The sequence below is a fragment of the Pseudomonas sp. BRG-100 genome, from assembly GCF_000737955.1.
GTDB lineage: Bacteria > Pseudomonadota > Gammaproteobacteria > Pseudomonadales > Pseudomonadaceae > Aquipseudomonas > Aquipseudomonas synxantha_A.
Genome location: NZ_JPRX01000001.1, coordinates 1,873,585 through 1,894,852 on the forward strand (window position 1 = coordinate 1,873,585; position 21,268 = coordinate 1,894,852).

General features: G+C 59.1%; 27 protein-coding genes. 4 read left to right on the forward strand and 23 right to left on the reverse strand.

The genetic code is table 11. The features are described from left to right. Window positions 1-7: 7 nt before the first annotated feature. The 22 genes from recA to JH25_RS18755 form a co-directional block, all read right to left on the reverse strand. Window positions 8-1,066: a recombinase RecA gene (gene recA / locus JH25_RS18855; RefSeq protein WP_005785454.1), complete on the reverse strand. Its 1,059-nt coding sequence runs from the start codon at window positions 1,064-1,066 to the stop codon at window positions 8-10. An 83-nt stretch (window positions 1,067-1,149) separates the two neighbouring features. After that, the gene (locus JH25_RS18850; protein WP_032877502.1) at window positions 1,150-1,650 is read right to left on the reverse strand and encodes a CinA family protein; all 501 of its coding nucleotides are present in this window, start codon (window positions 1,648-1,650) and stop codon (window positions 1,150-1,152) included. 81 nt (window positions 1,651-1,731) lie between these two features. Then, entirely contained in the window at window positions 1,732-2,211 is a 480-nt protein-coding gene (locus tag JH25_RS18845; protein ID WP_032877503.1) for a lysis system i-spanin subunit Rz, read from the reverse strand. Continuing rightward, the gene (locus tag JH25_RS18840) at window positions 2,199-2,756 is read right to left on the reverse strand and encodes a glycoside hydrolase family 19 protein (protein ID WP_032877504.1); all 558 of its coding nucleotides are present in this window, start codon (window positions 2,754-2,756) and stop codon (window positions 2,199-2,201) included. The genes JH25_RS18845 and JH25_RS18840 overlap by 13 nt, the downstream gene beginning before the upstream one ends. A 67-nt stretch (window positions 2,757-2,823) precedes the next feature. After that, window positions 2,824-3,834 carry a contractile injection system protein, VgrG/Pvc8 family gene (locus tag JH25_RS18835; RefSeq protein ID WP_032877505.1) on the reverse strand — a complete coding sequence of 337 codons (1,011 nt, stop codon included), beginning with the start codon at window positions 3,832-3,834 and terminating at the stop codon, window positions 2,824-2,826. A gap of 9 nt (window positions 3,835-3,843) precedes the next feature. Beyond that, window positions 3,844-4,056, reverse strand: coding sequence for a tail protein X (locus JH25_RS18830; protein ID WP_005785409.1), 213 nt, complete (start codon window positions 4,054-4,056; stop codon window positions 3,844-3,846). Then, window positions 4,049-4,432: a phage tail protein gene (locus tag JH25_RS18825; protein WP_005785407.1), complete on the reverse strand. Its 384-nt coding sequence runs from the start codon at window positions 4,430-4,432 to the stop codon at window positions 4,049-4,051. The genes JH25_RS18830 and JH25_RS18825 overlap by 8 nt, the downstream gene beginning before the upstream one ends. Then, the gene (locus JH25_RS18820) at window positions 4,432-5,982 is read right to left on the reverse strand and encodes a hypothetical protein (RefSeq protein WP_032877506.1); all 1,551 of its coding nucleotides are present in this window, start codon (window positions 5,980-5,982) and stop codon (window positions 4,432-4,434) included. Before JH25_RS18820 ends, JH25_RS18825 begins: the two co-directional genes overlap by 1 nt. A gap of 127 nt (window positions 5,983-6,109) precedes the next feature. Beyond that, window positions 6,110-6,682: a phage tail assembly protein gene (locus tag JH25_RS18815; RefSeq protein ID WP_032877507.1), complete on the reverse strand. Its 573-nt coding sequence runs from the start codon at window positions 6,680-6,682 to the stop codon at window positions 6,110-6,112. A 180-nt stretch (window positions 6,683-6,862) separates the two neighbouring features. After that, window positions 6,863-7,369 (reverse strand): phage major tail tube protein, encoded by a 507-nt coding sequence (locus tag JH25_RS18810; RefSeq protein ID WP_005785401.1) that lies wholly within the window; start codon window positions 7,367-7,369, stop codon window positions 6,863-6,865. Further along, on the reverse strand, window positions 7,369-8,535 hold the full coding sequence (locus JH25_RS18805; RefSeq protein WP_032877508.1) for a tail protein: 1,167 nt from the start codon (window positions 8,533-8,535) through the stop codon (window positions 7,369-7,371). Before JH25_RS18805 ends, JH25_RS18810 begins: the two co-directional genes overlap by 1 nt. Before the next feature lie 2 nt (window positions 8,536-8,537). Next, window positions 8,538-8,711, reverse strand: coding sequence for a hypothetical protein (locus JH25_RS28620; protein WP_003189022.1), 174 nt, complete (start codon window positions 8,709-8,711; stop codon window positions 8,538-8,540). An 85-nt stretch (window positions 8,712-8,796) separates the two neighbouring features. Then, window positions 8,797-9,033, reverse strand: coding sequence for a tail fiber assembly protein (locus JH25_RS27895; protein WP_032877509.1), 237 nt, complete (start codon window positions 9,031-9,033; stop codon window positions 8,797-8,799). A gap of 11 nt (window positions 9,034-9,044) precedes the next feature. After that, a complete protein-coding gene (locus tag JH25_RS18795) occupies window positions 9,045-9,797 on the reverse strand; it encodes a hypothetical protein (protein ID WP_032877510.1) in 753 nt (250 codons plus the stop codon). Between the two features lie 89 nt (window positions 9,798-9,886). Beyond that, window positions 9,887-10,423 (reverse strand): hypothetical protein, encoded by a 537-nt coding sequence (locus JH25_RS18790; protein ID WP_032877511.1) that lies wholly within the window; start codon window positions 10,421-10,423, stop codon window positions 9,887-9,889. Continuing rightward, on the reverse strand, window positions 10,420-11,058 hold the full coding sequence (locus JH25_RS18785; RefSeq protein ID WP_032877512.1) for a phage tail protein I: 639 nt from the start codon (window positions 11,056-11,058) through the stop codon (window positions 10,420-10,422). The genes JH25_RS18790 and JH25_RS18785 overlap by 4 nt, the downstream gene beginning before the upstream one ends. Beyond that, window positions 11,055-12,050, reverse strand: a complete 996-nt coding sequence (locus JH25_RS18780; protein ID WP_032877513.1) for a baseplate J/gp47 family protein — start codon at window positions 12,048-12,050, stop codon at window positions 11,055-11,057. Before JH25_RS18780 ends, JH25_RS18785 begins: the two co-directional genes overlap by 4 nt. Continuing rightward, entirely contained in the window at window positions 12,047-12,379 is a 333-nt protein-coding gene (locus JH25_RS18775) for a phage baseplate protein (RefSeq protein WP_005785388.1), read from the reverse strand. The genes JH25_RS18780 and JH25_RS18775 overlap by 4 nt, the downstream gene beginning before the upstream one ends. A 9-nt stretch (window positions 12,380-12,388) precedes the next feature. Continuing rightward, window positions 12,389-13,000 (reverse strand): phage baseplate assembly protein V, encoded by a 612-nt coding sequence (locus tag JH25_RS18770; protein ID WP_032877515.1) that lies wholly within the window; start codon window positions 12,998-13,000, stop codon window positions 12,389-12,391. A 3-nt stretch (window positions 13,001-13,003) separates the two neighbouring features. Next, window positions 13,004-13,519 carry a hypothetical protein gene (locus JH25_RS18765; protein WP_032877517.1) on the reverse strand — a complete coding sequence of 172 codons (516 nt, stop codon included), beginning with the start codon at window positions 13,517-13,519 and terminating at the stop codon, window positions 13,004-13,006. Window positions 13,520-13,542: 23 nt separating this feature from the next. Continuing rightward, entirely contained in the window at window positions 13,543-13,881 is a 339-nt protein-coding gene (locus JH25_RS18760; protein ID WP_005785384.1) for a phage holin family protein, read from the reverse strand. A 591-nt stretch (window positions 13,882-14,472) separates the two neighbouring features. Further along, the gene (locus JH25_RS18755) at window positions 14,473-15,216 is read right to left on the reverse strand and encodes a LexA family transcriptional regulator (RefSeq protein ID WP_177327421.1); all 744 of its coding nucleotides are present in this window, start codon (window positions 15,214-15,216) and stop codon (window positions 14,473-14,475) included. Between the two features lie 233 nt (window positions 15,217-15,449). Here JH25_RS18755 and JH25_RS18750 point away from each other — a divergent pair, with 233 nt between their 5' ends. From JH25_RS18750 to fdxA, 4 genes are all read left to right on the forward strand, one after another. After that, entirely contained in the window at window positions 15,450-15,938 is a 489-nt protein-coding gene (locus tag JH25_RS18750) for a Panacea domain-containing protein (protein WP_032877518.1), read from the forward strand. Continuing rightward, window positions 15,931-16,302 (forward strand): hypothetical protein, encoded by a 372-nt coding sequence (locus JH25_RS18745; protein WP_032877520.1) that lies wholly within the window; start codon window positions 15,931-15,933, stop codon window positions 16,300-16,302. Before JH25_RS18750 ends, JH25_RS18745 begins: the two co-directional genes overlap by 8 nt. Before the next feature lie 281 nt (window positions 16,303-16,583). Next, window positions 16,584-19,175, forward strand: a complete 2,592-nt coding sequence (gene mutS, locus JH25_RS18740; RefSeq protein WP_032877521.1) for a DNA mismatch repair protein MutS — start codon at window positions 16,584-16,586, stop codon at window positions 19,173-19,175. A 142-nt stretch (window positions 19,176-19,317) separates the two neighbouring features. Beyond that, window positions 19,318-19,641 (forward strand): ferredoxin FdxA, encoded by a 324-nt coding sequence (gene fdxA / locus JH25_RS18735; RefSeq protein WP_003208688.1) that lies wholly within the window; start codon window positions 19,318-19,320, stop codon window positions 19,639-19,641. Window positions 19,642-20,103: 462 nt separating this feature from the next. Here fdxA and apbC read toward each other — a convergent pair whose 3' ends face one another. Continuing rightward, a complete protein-coding gene (apbC, locus tag JH25_RS18730; protein WP_032877523.1) occupies window positions 20,104-21,198 on the reverse strand; it encodes an iron-sulfur cluster carrier protein ApbC in 1,095 nt (364 codons plus the stop codon). Window positions 21,199-21,268 lie beyond the last annotated feature (70 nt).

Genomic DNA, 21,268 nt, shown 5'->3' on the forward strand with positions numbered 1-21,268 from the left:
GTTTGCTTCAGATGTCAGTGTCGGCTTCTTCCATCTCGTCAACCGGCTCGCGGTTAGCGGCAGCTTTCACGTCCGGCGCCGGGGTCAGCAGCTTGTCGCGAATCTGCTTCTCAAGCGTGGCAGCGATATCCGGGTTGTCCGCCAGGAACTTGGCCGAGTTGGCCTTGCCCTGACCGATCTTGCTGCCGTTGTAGGCATACCAGGCACCGGACTTTTCGACGAAACCGTGCAGTACACCCAGGTCGATCATCTCGCCGTTCAGGTAGATACCCTTGCCGTAGAGAATCTGGAACTCAGCCTGACGGAATGGCGGGGCCACTTTGTTCTTCACAACCTTGACGCGAGTTTCGCTACCGACAACCTCGTCACCTTCCTTCACCGCGCCAGTACGGCGGATATCCAGACGGACCGAAGCGTAGAACTTCAGCGCGTTACCACCGGTGGTGGTTTCCGGGCTGCCGAACATCACGCCGATCTTCATGCGGATCTGGTTGATGAAGATCACCAGGCAGTTGGCGTTCTTGATGTTACCGGTGATTTTACGCAGCGCCTGGGACATCAGGCGGGCTTGCAGGCCCACGTGCATGTCGCCCATTTCGCCTTCGATTTCAGCCTTGGGTACCAGGGCAGCCACAGAGTCGACCACGATCACGTCAATGGCGTTGGAGCGCACCAGCATGTCGGTGATTTCCAGGGCTTGCTCGCCGGTGTCCGGCTGGGAAACCAGCAGGTCATCGACGTTGACGCCCAGCTTGCCGGCGTACTCAGGATCCAGGGCGTGCTCGGCGTCGACGAACGCGCAGGTGGCGCCCATCTTTTGCGCCTGGGCAATCACCGACAGGGTCAGGGTGGTTTTACCGGAAGATTCAGGACCGTAGATTTCAACGATACGGCCTTTTGGCAGGCCGCCAATGCCGAGCGCGATGTCCAGACCCAGAGAGCCAGTGGAAATAGCCGGGATCGCCTGACGGTCGTGATCGCCCATACGCATTACGGCACCCTTGCCGAATTGACGTTCGATCTGACCCAGGGCCGCAGCCAAGGCTTTCTTCTTGTTGTCGTCCATTAAAGTCCTCACGTAATCAATAAGGCCTGACGGCCAACACCTGTATAAGTAGACAGTATTGTTCCACAAAGATCGGTGATCGCCTACCCCTGTTTCTCGATTTCTGCTGCAGCTCGTCGCAACAAGCCCTCCAGTGCGACTTTTACCGTTTGTCGGCGCACCTCGTCGCGGTTGCCGGGGAAGTGCGCAAGCTCGGCTGTCACCTCGTCGCCCACTGCAAAGGCCAGCCAAACGGTGCCCACCGGCTTGTCTGGCGAGCCACCATCGGGGCCGGCCACACCGCTGACCGCCACGGCAAAGCGCGCCAGGCTTTTTTCCTGCGCGCCGCGGGCCATCGCCTCCACCACTTCCTGGCTGACGGCGCCTACTTTGGAGAAGAGTTTTTCCGGCACGTTCAACTGCCGGGTCTTCTGGCGATTGGAATAGGTGACATAGCCCGCCTCGAACCAGGCCGAACTGCCCGGGATCCGCGTGATGGCTTCGGCAATGCCGCCGCCGGTACAGGACTCGGCAGTGGTGACGTGGGCACTGAGCACCTGCAAACGGCGACCCAGTTCAGCGGCCAGTTGAGTGATTTCCTTCACGGTCGTCTCCAGGAGTGGGCGGGGGTTCGCCTACCCTACAGGAGCCTATCGGCCATGCAAGATACAGAGTGCATCAAGAGGCTAACGCGCGACGGCCTGCACATAGGCCTGGCAAGCGCGCAAGGCGATCAGGGCGCTGTCGCCGTCGTCGGTGATGCGGATAATTCGCTGAGCATGCGCCGGGTCAAGTCGGGCTCGCGGGGCTGCATGAACCAGGCTGCCGGCGGTGGTGGAGGCAGGCACTGTACAGCCAGTGGCGGAATCGGCGGCGTCGAGAAGGACTGACAACCGCACATCAGCAGTGGCCAGACGGTCACGCAGAGCAGCTTGGTTGCGTTGGGCATCGCTCAACTCCTGGGTGTGTTGGTGGTCGTTGACGTTGAGCTGTTGCTCCAGAGCCCGGCGTTGGTTTTGTGCTGCCAGCCTTTGCTGGTTCAGCGCTTGAGCATGGGTGCTTGATTGCAGCTCAAGCTGCGCACCATATCGCCAAGCCTGGACCTGCCAAACAAACGCCATGAGCAGACACACGCCGATCAAACGCAACGCACTTAGGAGATGCATAACACCGCCTTGGCCCGCGCCCACAAGCGCAAACGCTCATCCAGGCCATTGAGACCGCCGTTGATACGCCGAGTGATAGCGGTGAATTGGTCCCTGTCGGCCAGTTCATTCAAACCGTTGCTCTGCCAAAACCAGGCTGCCGATTCGCAAGCCCATTGCGGTTGCTCCAGCAATTGCGGTTGCAGCAGCAGGCGATCATCGCCGAACAGCGCTCGGCTGCAGGCCAGGTAGTTGCGACGCCCCGTGATCTGGATAAGCCCCCTGCCCCGATACTTCTGGCCATCGCCATCCGCCTCGGGCGTGTTGCCCAGCCGGGCGGCCAGGGTACCGGTGTCGTATTTGCTCAGGTAGTGATCGCTACCCAGTTCTCGCACATAGAGCAACTGAGCAGATTCGTGGCCGATTTGGGCGAGGAATGCCGCAGTGCGTTCAGGTGTGGTGATTTGGTGATGGGACATCGCCGTGTTTAACGCCGAAATGAAAACTCCCGCTTTAAGGCGGGAGTTTGGTAGTACTTTAACCAGCTGTTGCTCAGATAGAACCATGCATCCCTCCTTCTTGAGCTCGAGCTTTCAGTGATACACGAACTCAAGCTCCCTCTTCTGCCCGCGCCTAAGACGCCAATCCACTGGCCATGATCGAACTGCGATACCCCGTCGCCGGGTCGCCAACGTGGGTCACTTGAGTAATCGACCAGCGCCCCTGCATATACGAAGGCCAGGTTTCATCCAGCACCAGCAAGCCTTCGGCAGCGAGCAACGGGTTACCGGGGCAATCGATCTGCAGCTTCAAACCTTCACGTCCCACCCGGCGCAGTTCGCCTTCGGCCACGGCGCGGGCTTCGGCTTCGTTCTGGCAGCGCTGGCGCAGGGTCTTGAACGGGGCAATCCCGACCTGGACCATGCGCTGCTTGCCAGCTCCGGAATCCCACCAGCTGACGCGGCTGCCCATGTATTTGGAGCGCGATTTTTCGTCGAGCTTGGCGGTGATAAAGGCCTGCTCACCGGGACGGTTGTCCTCGGTCACCGACAATTTCACTTGCGGTAATAGCTGGCCGGAGAGTGATTTGGCTTGCCCCGCTTCGGCCAGCACATAGAGTTCGTTGAACGGCTTGGTGACAGCGTTGTAGCGTTTGGCCAGGCGGGTGATGAAGGCCATGTCGCTTTCGTTGGACTGGTCGATGTGCGCAATCGCAATGCCGTCCAGTGTCGGTGCCACTCGCGGTGAAAAACCATGGCGGCTGACCACTTGGCGAAACAATGCCCCCAAGGTAGTCGGCCCATGGCTGGCGGAGCGGCGCTGGCGATAGCCGCTTTTATCCGCCTCGCTGAAGGGCGCGGCGGTCGCCACGATCATCAGGCGCATCGGAAACAACACTGGGGTGCGTTGGGTGACAACAAACTCGCCTTTTTCCACCAAGCCGGTTTCCTGGTAACCGACGCGCAGGCCAATCTTGCCACTGAGGCTGGGCAAGCCCTCCAACCCTTCTATATTAAGGGTCAGTTCCAGGCGGTCAGTCTGGATACCCGCGGCGTCGGTGTGGCTCCAGTGCATCAGGCGTTGATTGAGCAGCGCCGCGTTGGCGCCGTAGAACTCTACGATCGGGGTAAATCCCTGTGCCATGCAGCCTCCTTAATCCCAGGCCAGAACGGGCCGTACAGCAGCCGGCCGGGCTTGCATCTCAGGCACGACCACCCATACGCCTGCCGGCAGTACCGGGCCGTATTCAGCCAGTTCAGGGTTCAAGCGCCAGAGGGTTTCTTCCGCCGCGTCATCGCAACGCCCCAGTTCGCGGTAGAGCAGCAGGTTGACCGAATCACCGGCAATACTTCGCACTCTACGCATTGACGTACTCCTCCAGCTCAAGGGTCCAGGTCATGACCATGGCAGTGCCGTCATCGATCACATTGCTTTGGGCTTCCACCACCGAATTGATCCGCCACAGGCCCCAGTTACGGCCGATACCGTCGACCAGCGGCAACGGCGCCCGCGCATTTTGCAGAGCGCGCAATTCGTCCAGGCGCTGCATGCCAACGGCGTACATGGCCGTGCCGCTGAAGGTGAGTTTTTCCAGCTTCTGGCCGCTCTGACGCGACTGCGGCTTGCTGGCAATAATCGCCAGGTCACTCCAGCCGCCGTCGCTGTTGCGGGCCAGTGTGGAATAGGCGAACCCTCGGGATAAGCCAAAAATAAAGTCGCCCAGCACCATTTGTTGTCGCATCAATCACCTCCTGAAGGATCGGCCAGTGCCGCGTTGCGCCGGATGCCCAGGGAATCGGTGACCATCGGCACGCATTGAAACTGCAGGGCCTGGATCACCTGATTGACCACTTGCTGGGCGTCCGCCGGATTAACGCCGGTGATCTGGATGCTCGGTGAGAGCGTGACCTGGACGTTGTCCGTTCGCGCGCTGTTGAGCTCTTTACTCAGCGCGTTCGGCGCAGGTAGACGATCGCCTGAACCGAACAACTTGTCCCCAAGCCAACTGCCGGCTTCGCTGCCGAGCAAGCCACCGATGGCGCCACCGACTGCGGTGCCAATGCCAGGGAAAACCAGCGTGCCGAGCGCGGCGCCGGCGGATGCTCCCGCCCAGGCGCCGCCAGCAGTGCTAAGGCCAGCACCGACGGCCTTGGCGTCGCCATTGCGTACGCCCTGGATCACATCCACGGCGGTGTCGACATACTTCAGCGGGCCAAGGCGGCGTACGGCGGACGATTCAAGCTTTGCGAGCGTCCCCGACAGTCCAGGGGCCAAACCCTTGGGCCCACCCTGTGCTGCGACTCGGTCTGCCGAAGCGGCTGCGTAAGAGGTCAATGAGTTGCCGGAAATACTGCGTGTAGTCTCGCTCACCCGTTTGCTGTCGAACGCTAGCTGCGGCTGGCCCATGATATTGACTGGCGGCGCAGCAGGGGCTGGCGTGACAGTAGGCTGCGATTTGAGATCCGTCCGCCTTCTGACCTCTGGGATTTTGACCTCGCGCGATTTTATTTGACGGGCCTTGTTACGCTTGCCGCGCGGCCTCCTGGGATTATCTTTGGGCCGTGCCTTCTCTTCTTTCCTGGCGGTCTCACCGACACTCTCTGGCAACTGTGCGGCAGCGCTATCAAGCGGGCCGCGAATCTGCGCAGGCAGTGCTCCGGTGCAGCAACAGTCCTTGCCTTTTTCAGCGCCCTTGCCGTTATCGTCCTTGAGCCACTTGGCACCCTTCGGATACCTGGCAGCCACCGCATCAATCGCCTTGCCTGAAAGACGGTCTTTGGCTTTATCCCACAAACCGGTGAACACTTCCTTGCCGACGAACTTGACGGCATCCGTGGCCAGTTCAACACTTTTTTCCCCCCAGGACGGGATAGCAGACGCAGGCTTGTCCTGCTTGCTTTCTGCGACTCCCGCGCGGACCTCTGCCGTCTTGGTTGCCAGCGAATTGGCGCTAATGAACAGCGTGCTGGTGAGCGTTTCCAGCGATTCGCGCAACCGAATTTGCTCTTGGGCCAGAGCGTTGATGTCCACACTGACGGTGATCAGCGCCGAGGTCAGCTCCGGCAGTGGTTGCGGCTGGGGTTGGAGTTGCGGTTGCGGTTGCGGCTGCGGCTGCGGCTGCGGCTGCGGCTGCGGCAACAATAACGGCGCCGACTGTGGTACCGATTCAAGGCTGACAGGCGCGGCGAGGTCTGCGGAAAACGGCGCCAGCACATTGCCCAGGTCCGCATCGCCAAGCAGCCAACGCTTGTCCTCCTGGACGAGCCTGGTCCCAAATTGAGTTTCTTGCATCCCGCTTACTCCTGTTTAACGCCAAGGCGAGTGATCGCTATGTCGTAGCGGCGCAATGCTTTTCCGGCGTCCCAGTCGAGGATCTCCGCCTCATTGACCGAGTAGATCAGCGGCACCACATCGAGGATTACTTCGATGTCGCGCTGCGAAAGAAGTCCGCCGGTTGATTTAAAAAATCGTCGATACGCTCCTGCAGTTCCGTCCAGTCGGGCACGGTCAAGCCGGCCAGGTCAGGGATCATCAGGCCGGTGCAATGGGCGGTGATGAACTCGGCGCGCTCTTTGTTGGTGGCGAGTTTTTTCATCACCTTGGTGGCGCGCAGGGCAGGCATTTCCAGGGGCAGTTCGGTCAGGGTTCGGCCGGCTGCGTTCAGGGGCAATAGCAACTGGACGGGTTGGTCGTGGGGTGTCGCTTCATCCGCATTCAGGAAGAACGACGTCGGGCGCGTCGACATCTCGTGTACGTACTGGGCAATGCTCACGTAGTCAGGGCGCTTGAGCTGGTCGAGCTCTTTTTCCGACAGGCCAGTGGCGAGTTTCGCCAGTTCGAAAAACTGATCGTCCTCGTCATCACCGGCCCGGGCCAGCGCGTCTTTTTGCGCGGCGTAGAACAACGGTTTTAGCTGAACCTGCTGGATCGTCGCGCCGGTGTCGGCGGTGATCGGAGCCAGCAGGATGTGCAACGGTGGCATCCAGGCCATGGGGCAATTCCTTGTAGAACGGTATTGAAAAGCACGGGAATCCCAATCTGAGCGCGGTCTCTGTGGGAGCTGGCTTGCCTGCGATAGCATCAACTCGGTGCTCCAGACGCACCGAGTCGCCTGCATCGCGGGCAAGCCCGGCTCCCACATTGACCGTGCCCGCTTCGATTGCAGTTATCCTTACGGCATCAGCACGGCGCGGCGCGCATCGCCCAGAATGTCGACGCCGTTGAGCACGAACTTCTGGGTGCGCACGTCGATGTCGATCACCGAAACGCCATTTTCCAGACGGTTGTAGGTACGGCAGGACAGTTCCAGCGTGGTGGTAGCCTTGTCGCCCATTTTCAGCTTCGCCTCCTCCAGGGATTTGAGCTTGCCGCCGACGGTGTGGTAGGTGAAGTAGGTCTTCCCGTCCTGGTCCTGGCCGGCTTCACGCACGTTCAGCAGGATGTCGTCGCCCATGCGCACGCCCAGGGCCAGCATGATTTCCGGACCGGCACCTTGCAGCACCAGCTTGGCATTGAGCACCTTGCCGCTCTTGGCCATTTCCTCGGCGATAAAGCGACCGCCGGACATGGGCTCCATGTCGAACTCGATCTTCGGCGGGGTGAACTCTTCCACGGTTGCGGACAACGGCAGGCCTTGAAGGGTGGCCGCAATGGCCTGTCTGACTCGGTTGGTAAACATTAGAGAACGTCCTCCAGGAACTGCTCGATGATTTCATCGCGGGCGTTGAGTTGATAAACCATGTGTTCGTTCGGCGCGTAGCGGCCGTAGTCGATAACGATGAACCAGGTGCCGTTCTTGTACTTCTCGACGCTGTTCAATTCCGGGTGCAGGTATACGCTGCCGCCAGGGATGGTCTCGTCGGCCACCAGGGTTTGCAGCCAGTCGTTGATGCGCTTGACCTCCTGGTCCATGAAGGACTTGGTGAGGTTCTTGGCCATGGCTTTCTGGCCGGCCTTGACCAGCTTGCGGCTGATAGCATCTTCCAGGCCGACGTAGCTGATGAACTTGCCGGTGATGGAGCGGTTACCCAGCAGCGAGAAACCGCCGAGGATGGTGCGGGCGTAGTAGCTCACGCCGTAGCGGTTGAGCAGGTCCCCTTCGGTGGAGGTATCGAGGATGTTGTACTCGACCACGCGGGAAACGTCTTCGGCGAAGGTCACCTGGTTGCCCGGGCTTTCCCACTGTTTGACCTTGGCCAGTGCGGCGATGGCCAACGAGGATGGCGACAGGAATACGTTTTTCTTCGCGGCCTTGGAGTACACCGACGGCATGTTGTGCACCAGCAGGCAACGGTCGAAACCGAGGTCGGCACCGCCCAGCTCGCCGCTGTAGGTCACTTGATCGGCCACCGAAGCGTCCTTGCCATCCAGTACCACACGCGCCTTGATACGCTTGCCGAAGGAGGCAAACTCACCGGCCACGGCCTTGGTGCCGGTAAAGCCTGGAGCGCCGATGATGGTCAGGTCTTCAGGCACGCTGCTCAGGGCCGCCAGGCCCAGCTTGCGACCGGTGACCGGGTCGTTGCCGCCGATCACATTGTTGATCGTATCGGCCGGGGTGGCGCCTTCTTCGACGATGACCACATAGACCGGCACCTTGACCACTTTGAGGATCTGATACACCGCCTGGAACAAGGTGCCCGACTCGGTGCCGGTGGGGTCCAGCAGCGCCTGGGTGGTGAAGCTGTTGATACGGAACGGGGCGTTTTTCGGGATCGATGCGTGGGCGTTGGGGGCAGTGCCGACCAGGCCGATCACGTTATCGCCAAGGCCACCCATGGCCTCGGGGGATTCAGTGGCATTCACAGTGATGCCGTTGTGCTCGAAGTTCAGGACTTCTGCCATGGTTATTCAGCCTTCTTGGGGGTGGAGTTGAGGACGCTGGTCAGTTCCAGGCGGCCAGCGGTGCGCAGGGCGGATGCTTCGACGTCGAGCAGTTCCAATTCCTCGCCAGCGGTGGACCAATGGCCGTTGCCGATGGGGAATGGGATGAGGACGGTGTAGGTTTGGCGGGTGGGCATGGGTGGAAATCTCCGGGTGGAAAATGCCAAAGCCCCTGCGGGGAGGGGCTTGGGGGAGGCGAAAAAAAACCGCTTTCGCGGTGGGTTATTTCAGAAAACCAGGTTTAGGGGGCCATACAACTGCATCAGGATCGCTGCCTTGATCGGGAATATCTCGCAAGCCCTGACGGTAGGCCATAAATACAGGACGATCCTTATCGAGCATTGGATAGTCAGGCATGGCAGCATAATCACTGGCCGCCAAGTCAGCATCACGAGCTTTACGAATCAGTGTCCATTTAATCAGCGGGTGAATCTCAGCAAGTGTAAATTCAGGTTTCATCAGTATTTTCCTTAACCCAGAGCCAACATAGTTCCCCAATCGGATGGGTGAGTGACGACACCTGTACAGGCACCGCCAAGCATGACTTCAACTAGTCCACTATTAGAAGTACGCATAGGGTGAATATGCATATAGTGAGAAAAGAACCCTGTCGGTGGTACAGGCACAGCGCACCAGCGCCATTTACCCTTTTTGTTGCCGGTAGTCCATGTGCCATCGACAGAACCCTCTACCACCCGAACAAAAGCAGCTATCGTCATATGGGTGTTGAGAGGCACAGGTGTTGTTCCGCTCAATCGTTCCATATCGACCGCACAAGGGAACGCAAGCCACGGACTGACATTGTCCTCCGACCATTTCATCTGCCAGACATGAATCGGGTTTCGCCAATACTCGGCTGAACTAATATCGAAATCAGGAAACTGCTCACGCACATCTGCCTGAACCTGGCGCATAAAATCGACGTCTGCCTGAGGGCGTCCCGCCGACTGAGCTACCTGAGTAATCGTTCGTGTTTTTGTCGCCGTGACTTGGGTATGAACATACCAGCCGTCAATCAGGTTGCCCGTCGCATCGGGAGCCATATGAAAGTTTTTTGTCATCGCCACTCTGGGTATATGGCGACTCAAACTCAAAAGCTGGTCTTCATACTTCCTCTGGGCATCTGCAAGGGCTTTGTCAATTTCCCCTACCTTACCCGCCACAGTATTCGTCAAGTTGTTTGCCGCGCTGACAACGGCGGCCAATTGCTGTTCAGTACTCAATGTTTGAGCTCCTTGTTTTACTGGTCATCCCTTAACGGCTTTCAATCAAGCCAACGTATTCCGTCCTCAGGGTCATTTGAAAGAGGCGGTTAAACTGTTCTCTCCTCCAGCGCCATCAGGCGAAATAGAACCCCGATACCCCGTGTCATATTGTCGATGCTCGCTGCCGAGAGTGAAGCCAGCTCTTCCGTTAGTAAGACATTGAGATTCTCAGTCCCCACCACTACTGTCACGCTATCCGCCGGCAAGGGCGATACATCCAACGTAAACTTCTGCAGCACCCGAGCCGCCGCCGCCTTATACGTCAGCAACTTCCCCGCCACGGAATACACCGCCAGCAAAGTCCCGCTTGCGAGGTAAAAACCGAACTCGCCAATCTCATATTCACCGTCGCCATCAAACAGCGCGGCCATCCTGAGTTGGCGCGCGCCCAGGTCTTCGTAATCGACGATGGCCACCCGTTGGCGCTCATCGCGCAAGGCTACCTCGCTACCGTCGGGGGTATAGCGGCCAGTGCCGGCGCCGATATGGGTAATTTCGCCTTTGAGGCCCTGGTTCTTTGCCTGCAGCACTTCATCCAAACCTTTGGAAGTGAAGCGCACCAGGCGCGTGATTTCATCTGTCATGGCTGCGCCCTGAGGTCGTAGTCGTTAATAGTGTAGTGCTGGGCAACCCCGGCACTGTTAAGCCGAGCAACCAGCGCCAATTCCGGCAACGCGCCGTTTAGATAAAACTCGCCGTCGCTTAAAGGGGCATCTAGCACTTGCGTGAATGCAAGCTGACCTTCGGTTTCATGCACGATGGTGATCGTCGCCTGGTCGCGCTCACTTTTCGCTGCGTTGATACGCCGGATCAGCCGGTTGTGGTCGCCGCTGGACCAGCTGCGCCCGATGATCGCCTGTACGTCGAAGGTGTAAGGCACACCCAAGGGGCGCTGCTGATACCAGGCGCTGATGTTGGGAGTGAAGCCCAATGACTCCACCGCATGACTGAGTGCCTTGGGCGTGCCGGCCTGGCGCTGGATTTGCCAGGACAAGGCCACGGTCAGGCGCTTTTCCGCCTCGCTGGCCTCGGCATCCCATTCACTGACGCCGCGGTCGGCGGCCAGGTAAGGCAGGAATTCGCTGGGGGTTTGCAGCGGGTTCATCAACGCTGGAAACGGCGGTGTGACGCGCTCGAGCAATGTGCCGAAACCCAGGTCCAGCGCCTTTTCCAGCGGTGAACTGTTGGCCGGTAGCAAACTCGCTTTAGATTCACTCATAGCGTGCGCACCTCCACCTCGACGCCCGTGCAATACGGGGCCTGGAACGCGGTGCTGACGATGGGCGCCAGCGGTTCAAGAATTTGCAGCTGGGCCGCTCCGGCACTGTGGATGGCGTAATCGATCCAGCTGGGGTCCACCCGTCCTTCCAGGCGGTGGCAGGACTCAGCGTAGTCTTGCAGCAGTTTCTGCGCGGCCACTTGGGTCAGCCCCGAGTCCGGGCCGGCGTTGATCTTGGCCACCACGCGAATTTTGTAGGGTTGAATCTGCGCGCCTTGGACGCTGACCAGGTCGGTTTCGGGCCGTACATCCGGCCGTGCGAAATGTCGACGCACACCGTCAAGCAAGTCCGCAGACGGCGTGCCGTCGCCCTCGCGAGAAAGCACAGTGACCATAACTTCACCCGGTGCGGTGCGTCGGGCGTTGCCGTCCTTGACCTGGGCTGCGTAACCATCTGGATCGAAGGTGTAGGTGACCGTCACCACACCCGGCGTCGCGCTTTGCACTTTCACCGCCGGGCGCTCGCCAAGGGTGAACACTTCGCGGCGATACTGCATCCGCGAGCCGGCCGCCGGAGCATGGGGCGCCAGGTAGTAACGCAGGCGAGCGTCGTCGTCGCTTTCCAGGGTGGGCGGCACGGGCGGGAACGCCGCCGGGTCGCCAGGGTCGAGCACTTGGCGCTCCAGGCCCATATCGGCCAGGCGCGCATCCAGGTTGCTGCCGGTGGCCCACCACGCCAGCATCTGCTTGATGCGGGCGTTGTATTTGCGCTCGTGGGTTTGCAGACGCACGCAAAACGCTTCCAGGGCCAGGGTCAGCAGTTCGCTTTCATTGTCGAGACTGACTTTGAGTTTGGCCGCGCTTTGCGGAGCTCGGCTGTCAACGTAGTCGATGACAAACGCCTTGAACTCGGCGAGCAACGGTTCGAACTCATCCACCTTGATAATGGTCGGTTCCGCCAGTTGGTTCTGGCCGGGGATCAACATGCTCATGTCACGACCTCGAAGGATTGTTGGCGGTTTTTCCAGGTGCCGGCAAACCGCAGCAACAGGCCGGCGCCTTGGCGAGTGGCGACGATGACCTGGGGGTCAAAATCGCTGATGCCGTTATGGGTGTTGTAGAACGCCTGGGCGGCATGGCTCTGGGCGAGAATCAGCAGGTCGTCGCCGAGGTTTTGCCCGAGCAACTGCGGGATCAGCGAGCCATACAACGGACGCTTTTGCCGGGTGCCCACGGGGGTGGTCAGCGCTCGGGTGGCGCGCTGCACAAATTGCAGCCAGTCATCGACGGCTGCCCCGGTGTTCCTCTCGATTCCGAGCATGGGATGTCCTTATCGCGGGCTGATGACGCGTCCTTGATGGTCCACTACCGGGCCGCTGAAGTGAGCTCCGCCAGCATCCAGCAACAGGCTGGTGCCGCCGATTTGCAAAGTGATGCTCTGGGCATTCATGGTCAGGCTGGCGGCGCCGACGTTAATGTCGACCTGTTCACGGGAGCCGCTGACGGCGGTTGGGCCGTTGACCCAGTTGAAGGTATGGCTGGCGTCGTCGTAGTCGCTTTGGGTGCCGTCTTGATGGCGACGCCTGGTCAGCGTCGCGACGCTGGAGACCGGCGGAAAGCGATCACTGTTGAGGCCGAACAGCGCCACTGACTGCACGCCGCCCTCCCCACCACCGTAGTTAAGCAATAGGCATTGCTCGCCCACCGTTGGAATGCGGGTTTCCGTTTGCGCACCGGCGCTGGGGTTGAAAAAGCGGATCGCCGGGGTCAGCAAATCACCGTGGCTGACCTTGCAGGTGTTGCTGGCCGCATCGACCTGCTGGCAAATGCCAATCCGGCAGAAGCTTTCAGCGCGGCGGTAAAGGTCTTCGAGTTGGGTCTCCATCTCTGCCAGGCGTTCGACGATCGGTCCCAATTGCATGCGTAACAGCGCGTCGAACATGGGCTACTCCGCCAGTGGTTTGTATTGGGCCGGGTCGTCGATGTTGGAGACGTCCCAGGTGCAGGCAAACAGCGGCTGGCCTGTAGGATCTTCAAGTAACGGCGGCCCCAGATAGAGGGTTTGAGTGAAGGAAACCGTCCAGGTGTCGTAGTCCGCATCAAGGGTGCTGCGCACAGCCGGAGCGGCGACGATATTTGCGGGCAAATCGCACTGTGCCTGGGGCAGGTCCCAACGGTTGTCCAGCACAAGGTCCATGAGTTGGCTGGCCAGGTCGCAGGCATCGAACGGCAATGCCCCGGGGGCGACCATGGCCCTGAGTGAAATGCTCAGCACGTGAGCCTTGCGCCCTTCGCGAGAGCGAATGCCCGGGCCATTGCCTTCGACTGTGACCTGCACACCGTTTTTTTCAGTGTCGCCCTGGAAGTCCTGATGACTGCCGACCTTGAGGTCCGGGAAGGCTGCATGCAGCGCAGCGCCCACGGCCTGGGGCAGTTGGGATGGCTTTTCGATAAGCGTCATTTTATGTAGCGTCCTTGCAACGATTACTGCGGGTCCTGGCGGGAGCCTTGGTTGATCCCGATGCGCTTGGCCGCCCACCGCTCATAAAGGCCGATAGCCACGTCGGCACCGGCCATGGCGGTCAGGCAACCAATGGCGCCGGCGGTCCAGATCGACATCCCCGCTGCGTAGCACAGCATCAGAGCCGAAACCCCGCAGACCATGCACGCCCCGGAACGCAGGGCCAGGCGTCGGATCAGCGACCAACCGCGAGCCCCTTCCTTATCGGCGCGCCACATCTCGCCGGATACGCCGCCGATCACGGCCAATACGATGACCAGCCAGATAGGCATTTCCGCTAACGCTTGCTGTTCATTTGTCATGTCACGCCTCCTGGCTGAGCATTTAATAATCCATATTTCATTTACAGATGCTTCGATAGGTAGGCATTCCAAAAAGCCCGGTTGCCCGGGCTTTTCAGTAATGCTGTCCTCGGACTTTCGGCGCTACTGGCGCGGTACGGTCCTTTCCTCGATGTTTTTCCGACCACGATCCCTGTCTGCCGGATAACTGCTTCTGGTGCTTTACGCTGCACACCCGGGTCAGTTGCCAACCCTCTGAACCGTCAAGGCCGGTTCATCGCTGCCTGTTTTTGAAGCGTTGAAACTAAAGAGCGTCGGCATCCTTGCCGGTATTGCCTGGCATCCCTGCCATCGCTTCGATGGCGTCCTTGCCGATGTTGCGTGCCTTCCTTGTCTTCCTTGGCAGCATCCTTGCCACCTCCACCAGGCCTTGTTGGCTGGCTTGAGATGGAGAATATGCATGTATGCATATACAGTCAATGCATAAATGCATTTATTTTTGCTATGGAAATGCACAAATGCATTTGAGGCCTTGCCAGCATGGGGTTTGCCGGTTTTTTCGGGCCGTAAAAAAAACCCGCTCATGGGCGGGTTTCGTCTTACGCGAGGGGGTTAGCGGGCGTACATGCCCCACCAGAAAACATGACCGAGGATGCTGATCTGCTCATCCTGTATATCCTGGAAGCTGTAGTCCTCATCCGGATGCTCATCACGGTTGAAGCTGCGCAGGCGAATCCCGGAAGGCAGGCGGTAGAGCTGTTTAACTCGCAGCTGGCCGTTGTGATTGATGGCATACAGATCACCATCGACGATATCGCCAATGCCGCTTTTACCGGCGTTCACGCCAACCGTGGCGCCGTCGCGCAGTACCGGCAACATGCTGTTGCCGCGTACCGTCACGCACTTGGCCTGGTCGAACTGCACGCCGTTATGCCGCAGACTGCGCTTGCCGAACCGCAGGCTGGCCTTCTCGCTTTCCTCGATGACGAATCTTCCTGATCCAGCAGCCAATTCAACCTCGCGCAGAAAGGGGATCGACACCTCGTCATCATTGACGGGGGTGTCGTCGTCCCACAGGCTTATGTCCTTGAGTTCCGAATGCATCGGGTCGCGCCCGTCATCGCGCAAGGCTCCCACCGCAGCGCGCCCGCGCAGTTGGTCGGTGCTCACGCGAAAATACTCGGCGATACGGGAGATGTGTTTATCCGACGGATCAACGATCTTGCCGCTGAGGATCCGGGACAGTGTGGATTGAGGCACGCCGGTGCGCCGATGAAGCTCCGTGGGGGAGATCCGGTCGCGATCCAGCAGCTCTCTTAAGACGATAGAAACATTGCGTTTTTGCATAACGCGGATAGTGACGGGAGTTTTTAAGGTTGGCAAATGCTAATTTGCATATTTATGCATTAAACATCCAATTGTGTTTAGCCTGAAACAAAATACTGTATATCCAGACAGTTAAATACTCACTATTATTGCGAGCGCCTGAGGTAAGACGCGGCAAATGAACAGCCTCCCTTGCTTATCGACAATTCAGGGGCTATGTATAAAACTCGTCAATCACCTAGCCAGCAACGACGGAGGTGCTCATGGCTTATTCAGCGCTAGCTGTTGCTAACGCCTTCATTGAACGCGCGAAGGAAGGCAAGGTTTCGGGCCTGACCCCGATGAAGCTGCAGAAACTGCTGTTCTATACACAGTCCTGGCATTTGCGCGAGCGAGACCAGCCCCTGATGGATGACCACTTCGCCCGCTGGCAATATGGCCCGGTCATTCCGTCGCTTTACCATGAGCTGAAATCCTACGGTAATCGCCCGGTGACCTCGCTGCTCAGCAACCTGAAGCCCGACGCCGAAGACATTGTCTTCGTTACACCGAGGGTTCCGGAGAGCGATACCTATACCCATCGTTTGATTGACCGGATCATTAACAAATACGGCAAATGGTCCGGTACCCAACTGTCCAACCTGTCCCACGAGGACGGCACAGCCTGGGCCCTCAAGGGCGCCGACGGCTCCGCCATCGACTGGGAAGACATGGCAGCACTCATTCACCCAAAGAGCCGCATCCGTGAGTGAAGAACTCGACAACCTGGAACTCACCCTGCCCCCCGTGGCAGGGCCTGACCAGGACTCCCAGGCCGGTGGCGAGCAAGCCATAGGTACCGACGATGAAAGAAGCCAAAACCTCAAAGACCAGAAAGCCGAACGGCAACTGCGCAAGAAGTATGCAGGGCGTGCGTTTTGGTTTGCCGCCTGCGGGGTGATCTTCTGGGCGGTTCTGCTGGTGTGGAATGGCTGGTCGACGTATTACTCGGGTAAAGCGCCGTTCTCGGACAATGTATTGATAGCCATCACTACGGCGACTTCAATCAATTTGTTTGCGGCGTTTCTTGGGGTGATCAGAGGGTTGTTTCCGGCCAGTGGGCGTAGGTCCAAATAGTTTGGTCGTCTTCACGATCTGCATCCTGCATTGAGATATGAAAAGTCAGCTCATCATCTTCCAGGCACTGACCGGATTGTTTAACGCTGCTGCAATGCCTGATTAAACCGCTAACCTGTGGCGAGGGAGCTTCTTGAGGCGACGCCGCTTTCGCGTTTTACCTGGCCGTTTGCGACCTGCGAAGGGCCGACCTCGCGTGTTAACCTTGCCTCCATCGCAAAAAATGCTGGGCCAAGCGCCCCCTTTGCCCCATCACTTTCAACGAATTTGCCTACTACCCAATGAGTAAAAACACTTCAGACCTATCCTCCCACACCCCGATGATGCAGCAGTACTGGCGCCTGAAAAACCAGCACCCTGATCAGTTGATGTTCTATCGCATGGGCGACTTCTACGAGATCTTCTATGAAGATGCGAAGAAGGCCGCCAAGCTGCTGGACATTACCCTGACCGCGCGCGGCCAGTCGGCGGGGCAGTCGATTCCGATGTGTGGGATTCCTTATCACTCGTTGGAAGGCTACCTGGTCAAGCTGGTGAAGCTGGGCGAGTCGGTGGTGATCTGTGAGCAGATCGGCGACCCGGCTACCAGTAAAGGGCCGGTGGAACGTCAGGTGGTGCGCATTATTACGCCGGGCACGGTGAGTGATGAGGCACTGCTGGATGAGCGTCGCGATAACCTGATCGCTGCGGTGTTGGGCGATGAGCGTCTGTTCGGCCTGTCGGTGCTGGATATCACCAGCGGCAACTTCAGCGTGCTGGAGATCAAGGGCTGGGAGAACCTGCTGGCGGAGCTGGAGCGTATCAACCCGGTGGAGTTGTTGATCCCGGATGATTGGCCCAAGGACTTGCCGGCGGAGAAACGTCGTGGGACCAAGCGTCGTGCGCCGTGGGATTTCGAGCGTGATTCGGCGCTGAAAAGTCTGTGCCAGCAGTTCTCGGTGCAGGACCTTAAAGGCTTTGGCTGTGAAACGCTGACCCTGGCCATCGGCGCTGCTGGCTGCCTGCTCAGCTACGCGAAGGAAACCCAGCGCACCGCCCTGCCCCACTTGCGCAGCCTGCGTCATGAACGCCTGGACGATACCGTGGTGCTCGATGGCGCCAGCCGTCGCAACCTGGAATTGGATACTAACCTGGCCGGCGGGCGCGATAACACCCTGCAATCGGTGGTCGACCGCTGCCAGACCGCGATGGGCAGTCGCTTGCTGACTCGTTGGCTGAACCGTCCGCTGCGGGACTTGACCGTGCTGCAAGCGCGTCAAACCTCTATTACCTGCCTGCTCGATGGCTATCGCTTTGAAAAGCTGCAGCCGCAACTCAAAGAAATCGGTGATATCGAGCGTATCCTGGCGCGGATCGGCCTGCGCAATGCACGACCCCGCGACCTGGCGCGCCTTCGTGATGCCTTGAGCGCCCTGCCGCAGTTGCAACTGGCAATGACTGAGTTGGATACGCCTCACTTGCAACAGCTGGCGGTGACTGCCGGCACTTACCCGGACCTCGCGGCGCTGCTGGAAAAAGCCATCATCGACAACCCGCCCGCGATCATCCGTGATGGCGGCGTGTTGAAAACCGGCTACGACAGCGAGCTGGATGAGCTGCAGTCCCTGAGCGAAAACGCCGGCCAGTTCCTGATCGACCTGGAAGCCCGCGAAAAAGCCCGCACCGGTCTGGCTAACCTGAAGGTGGGCTACAACCGCGTGCATGGCTACTTTATTGAGTTACCGAGCAAGCAAGCGGAGTCGGCGCCTATCGATTATCAACGTCGCCAGACGCTCAAGGGTGCCGAGCGTTTTATCACCCCAGAGCTCAAGGAGTTCGAAGACAAGGCGCTGTCAGCCAAAAGCCGCGCCCTGGCCCGGGAAAAGATGCTTTACGAAGCCTTGCTCGAGGATTTGATCAGCCGTTTGGCGCCATTGCAGGACACTGCGGCCGCCCTGGCGGAGCTGGATGTACTGAGCAACCTCGCCGAACGAGCGCTGAACCTTGACCTGAACTGCCCACGGTTTGTCAGCGAGCCATGCATGCGCATTGTGCAAGGTCGCCACCCGGTGGTGGAGCAGGTATTGACCACGCCGTTCGTCGCCAACGACCTGTCGCTGGACGACGATACCCGCATGTTGGTGATCACCGGTCCGAACATGGGTGGTAAATCCACCTATATGCGCCAGACCGCGTTGATCGTGTTGTTGGCCCATATCGGCAGCTTTGTGCCGGCGGCCAGTTGCGAGCTGTCCCTGGTGGACCGCATCTTCACGCGGATCGGCTCCAGTGATGACCTTGCGGGTGGCCGTTCGACCTTTATGGTGGAAATGAGCGAGACCGCCAACATCCTGCACAACGCTACCGAGCGCAGTCTCGTGCTGATGGACGAAGTGGGTCGCGGCACCAGCACCTTCGACGGCCTGTCCCTGGCTTGGGCGGCGGCCGAACGCCTGGCGCATTTGCGCGCTTATACACTGTTTGCCACGCACTACTTCGAACTCACGGTGTTGCCGGAAAGCGAGCCACTGGTGGCCAACGTGCATCTCAATGCCACCGAGCACAATGAGCGCATCGTGTTCCTGCACCATGTGCTGCCAGGGCCGGCGAGCCAGAGCTATGGCTTGGCCGTAGCACAGTTGGCCGGCGTGCCGAATGACGTGATTACTCGCGCCCGCGAACACCTCAGCCGCCTGGAAACCACAGCCCTGCCCCATGAAACCGTGGTCGCCAGCCCTGCCAAGGCCAGCAAGAAACCCGCCGCGCCGCACCAGAGCGATATGTTCGCCAGCCTGCCCCATCCGGTGCTGGATGAGTTGGCAAAGCTTGATCTGGATGACTTGACGCCGCGTAAAGCGCTCGAAATGTTATATGCACTGAAGACTCGGATATAACGCAGACGCTTGCAAGCTGATAGAATCTCGCGCGGTTTGGGATGCTGCGGGCTTTTAGCCTGGTCCGCAGACTATCGCTCTCAAACCTCGCGAACCCCACCACAAGGGGTTTCGCTGCCGCCGCCTGAGGAGAAAATTAGAAATGACCTTCGTCGTCACCGACAACTGCATCAAGTGCAAGTACACCGACTGCGTAGAAGTGTGTCCGGTGGACTGCTTCTACGAAGGCCCGAACTTCCTGGTTATTCACCCGGATGAGTGCATCGACTGCGCCCTGTGTGAACCAGAATGCCCGGCCGTCGCGATTTTCTCCGAGGACGAAGTGCCTGCGGAGATGCAGGAGTTTATTCAGCTGAACGTCGAGTTGGCGGAAATCTGGCCGAATATCACCGAGCGCAAAGACCCGATGCCCGATGCAGCGGAGTGGGATGGCAAAAAAGGTAAGATTGCAGACCTCGAACGCTGATAGCGTCGCCGCCCCCAAAAGGCCCCTTGCGGGCCTTTTTGCGTTTCTGATGGAAGCGTTTTTACTTTTCTACAGGCGAAAAAAGGGGCGGTATGACCCGCCCACATTTTTTCCCTAGTCCCTGTATTCCTTTTCATCATCCTGATGAATCGCATCCTGCGACGTTCCTTCAAACCATCGTTCCTTGATGGCTGTGTCAATCCGTGGACACAGGGCTGATGTTAGAGGGTTCGAAGATAAGTTCAACGCGACCCGGTTCGATCGACTGGCACGCTCTGACACATAAACACAGATAAATAAGTCTTGTTTTTCAATGAGATGAAAAAAGTCTCAAAAAAATCGAGACGTCCATGCACGATAAAAAAACCGATCGCTTACGCAAAGGTAAGCAAATGCTTACACGCACAATTGCGGAAAAGGGCAATAAGCCTCATTGCCCCCACCGCTTACTGTTGAAAGGCATCAGTCGTCACTGACAGTAATGGTCGGCATCGCCGGCGCAGCAGCTTCCTGCAAGACAATTCTCGCGCCGACATGCCGGGCCAGTTCCTGGTAGATCATCGCGACCTGCCCGTCCGGTTCGGACGCCACGGTTGGTTTGCCGCCATCTGCCTGTTCACGAATGCCCATCGCCAGCGGCAACGAAGCGAGCAGCTCGACACCGTATTGGGTCGCGAGCTTTTCGCCCCCACCTTCACCGAACAGATGCTCGGCGTGACCACAGTTGGAGCAGATGTGCACCGCCATGTTTTCCACGACGCCGAGCACCGGGATATTGACCTTGCGGAACATCTCGACGCCTTTCCTGGCGTCCAGCAGCGCGAGGTCCTGAGGCGTGGTGACGATCACCGCACCGGCCACCGGCACTTTTTGCGCCAGGGTCAGCTGGATGTCGCCGGTGCCTGGCGGCATGTCGATCACCAGGTAATCGAGGTCGCCCCAGGCGGTCTGTGTGACCAATTGCAGCAACGCCCCGGAAACCATCGGCCCGCGCCAGACCATCGGCGTGTTGTCATCGGTAAGAAAGGCCATGGACATCACTTCCACACCGAGCGACTCGATGGGTACAAACCATTTCTGATCCTTGACCTTCGGCCGCGTGCCTTCGGCGATGCCGAACATCACGCCTTGGCTTGGGCCGTAGATATCGGCGTCGAGAATCCCCACCCGCGCGCCTTCGCGGGCCAGGGCCAGGGCCAGGTTGGCCGCGGTGGTGGATTTGCCCACGCCACCCTTGCCGGAGGCCACCGCCACCACGTTCTTGACGTTGGCCAGGCCCGGGATCTGCGCCTGGGCCTTGTGCGGGGCGATCACGCATTGGATATCGACCTTGGCCGAACCCACGCCGTCGATGCCCTCAATGGCCATTTGGAGCATCTGCGCCCAGCCGCGTTTGAACAAGCCTGCGGCATAGCCCAGTTGCATCTGTACCGACACCTGGTCGCCCTGGACCTCGATGCTGCGCACACAACCGGCACTGACCGGGTCCTGGTTCAAATAAGGGTCGGTGTACTGGCGAAGAACGGCTTCCACCGCTGCGCGATTGACGGCGCTCATGGGCTACTCCCGAAAAAAGACTGACTGAAACAGGCGGCTATCCTAACCGTTCCGGCGGTTGAACGGCACG

Excerpts from the sequence above, each read along its gene's own strand:
- JH25_RS18785 (WP_032877512.1), bottom strand. The coding sequence starts at position 11,058 with ATGAGTGAATCTAAAGCGAGTTTGCTACCGGCCAACAGTTCACCGCTG.
- JH25_RS28620 (WP_003189022.1), bottom strand. The coding sequence starts at position 8,711 with ATGCCCACCCGCCAAACCTACACCGTCCTCATCCCATTCCCCATCGGC.
- mutS (WP_032877521.1), top strand. The coding sequence starts at position 16,584 with ATGAGTAAAAACACTTCAGACCTATCCTCCCACACCCCGATGATGCAG.
- JH25_RS18750 (WP_032877518.1), top strand. The coding sequence starts at position 15,450 with ATGGCTTATTCAGCGCTAGCTGTTGCTAACGCCTTCATTGAACGCGCG.
- JH25_RS18805 (WP_032877508.1), bottom strand. The coding sequence starts at position 8,535 with ATGGCAGAAGTCCTGAACTTCGAGCACAACGGCATCACTGTGAATGCC.
- JH25_RS18810 (WP_005785401.1), bottom strand. The coding sequence starts at position 7,369 with ATGTTTACCAACCGAGTCAGACAGGCCATTGCGGCCACCCTTCAAGGC.
- JH25_RS18835 (WP_032877505.1), bottom strand. The coding sequence starts at position 3,834 with ATGGCACAGGGATTTACCCCGATCGTAGAGTTCTACGGCGCCAACGCG.
- apbC (WP_032877523.1), bottom strand. The coding sequence starts at position 21,198 with ATGAGCGCCGTCAATCGCGCAGCGGTGGAAGCCGTTCTTCGCCAGTAC.
- JH25_RS18775 (WP_005785388.1), bottom strand. The coding sequence starts at position 12,379 with ATGCTCGGAATCGAGAGGAACACCGGGGCAGCCGTCGATGACTGGCTG.
- JH25_RS18820 (WP_032877506.1), bottom strand. The coding sequence starts at position 5,982 with ATGCAAGAAACTCAATTTGGGACCAGGCTCGTCCAGGAGGACAAGCGT.
- JH25_RS18825 (WP_005785407.1), bottom strand. The coding sequence starts at position 4,432 with ATGCGACAACAAATGGTGCTGGGCGACTTTATTTTTGGCTTATCCCGA.
- JH25_RS18770 (WP_032877515.1), bottom strand. The coding sequence starts at position 13,000 with ATGTTCGACGCGCTGTTACGCATGCAATTGGGACCGATCGTCGAACGC.
- JH25_RS18845 (WP_032877503.1), bottom strand. The coding sequence starts at position 2,211 with ATGCATCTCCTAAGTGCGTTGCGTTTGATCGGCGTGTGTCTGCTCATG.
- JH25_RS18830 (WP_005785409.1), bottom strand. The coding sequence starts at position 4,056 with ATGCGTAGAGTGCGAAGTATTGCCGGTGATTCGGTCAACCTGCTGCTC.
- JH25_RS18840 (WP_032877504.1), bottom strand. The coding sequence starts at position 2,756 with ATGGTTCTATCTGAGCAACAGCTGGTTAAAGTACTACCAAACTCCCGC.
- JH25_RS18765 (WP_032877517.1), bottom strand. The coding sequence starts at position 13,519 with ATGACGCTTATCGAAAAGCCATCCCAACTGCCCCAGGCCGTGGGCGCT.
- JH25_RS18780 (WP_032877513.1), bottom strand. The coding sequence starts at position 12,050 with ATGAGCATGTTGATCCCCGGCCAGAACCAACTGGCGGAACCGACCATT.
- JH25_RS18760 (WP_005785384.1), bottom strand. The coding sequence starts at position 13,881 with ATGACAAATGAACAGCAAGCGTTAGCGGAAATGCCTATCTGGCTGGTC.
- JH25_RS27895 (WP_032877509.1), bottom strand. The coding sequence starts at position 9,033 with ATGAAACCTGAATTTACACTTGCTGAGATTCACCCGCTGATTAAATGG.
- JH25_RS18790 (WP_032877511.1), bottom strand. The coding sequence starts at position 10,423 with ATGACAGATGAAATCACGCGCCTGGTGCGCTTCACTTCCAAAGGTTTG.
- recA (WP_005785454.1), bottom strand. The coding sequence starts at position 1,066 with ATGGACGACAACAAGAAGAAAGCCTTGGCTGCGGCCCTGGGTCAGATC.
- fdxA (WP_003208688.1), top strand. The coding sequence starts at position 19,318 with ATGACCTTCGTCGTCACCGACAACTGCATCAAGTGCAAGTACACCGAC.
- JH25_RS18815 (WP_032877507.1), bottom strand. The coding sequence starts at position 6,682 with ATGGCCTGGATGCCACCGTTGCACATCCTGCTGGCTCCGATCACCGCC.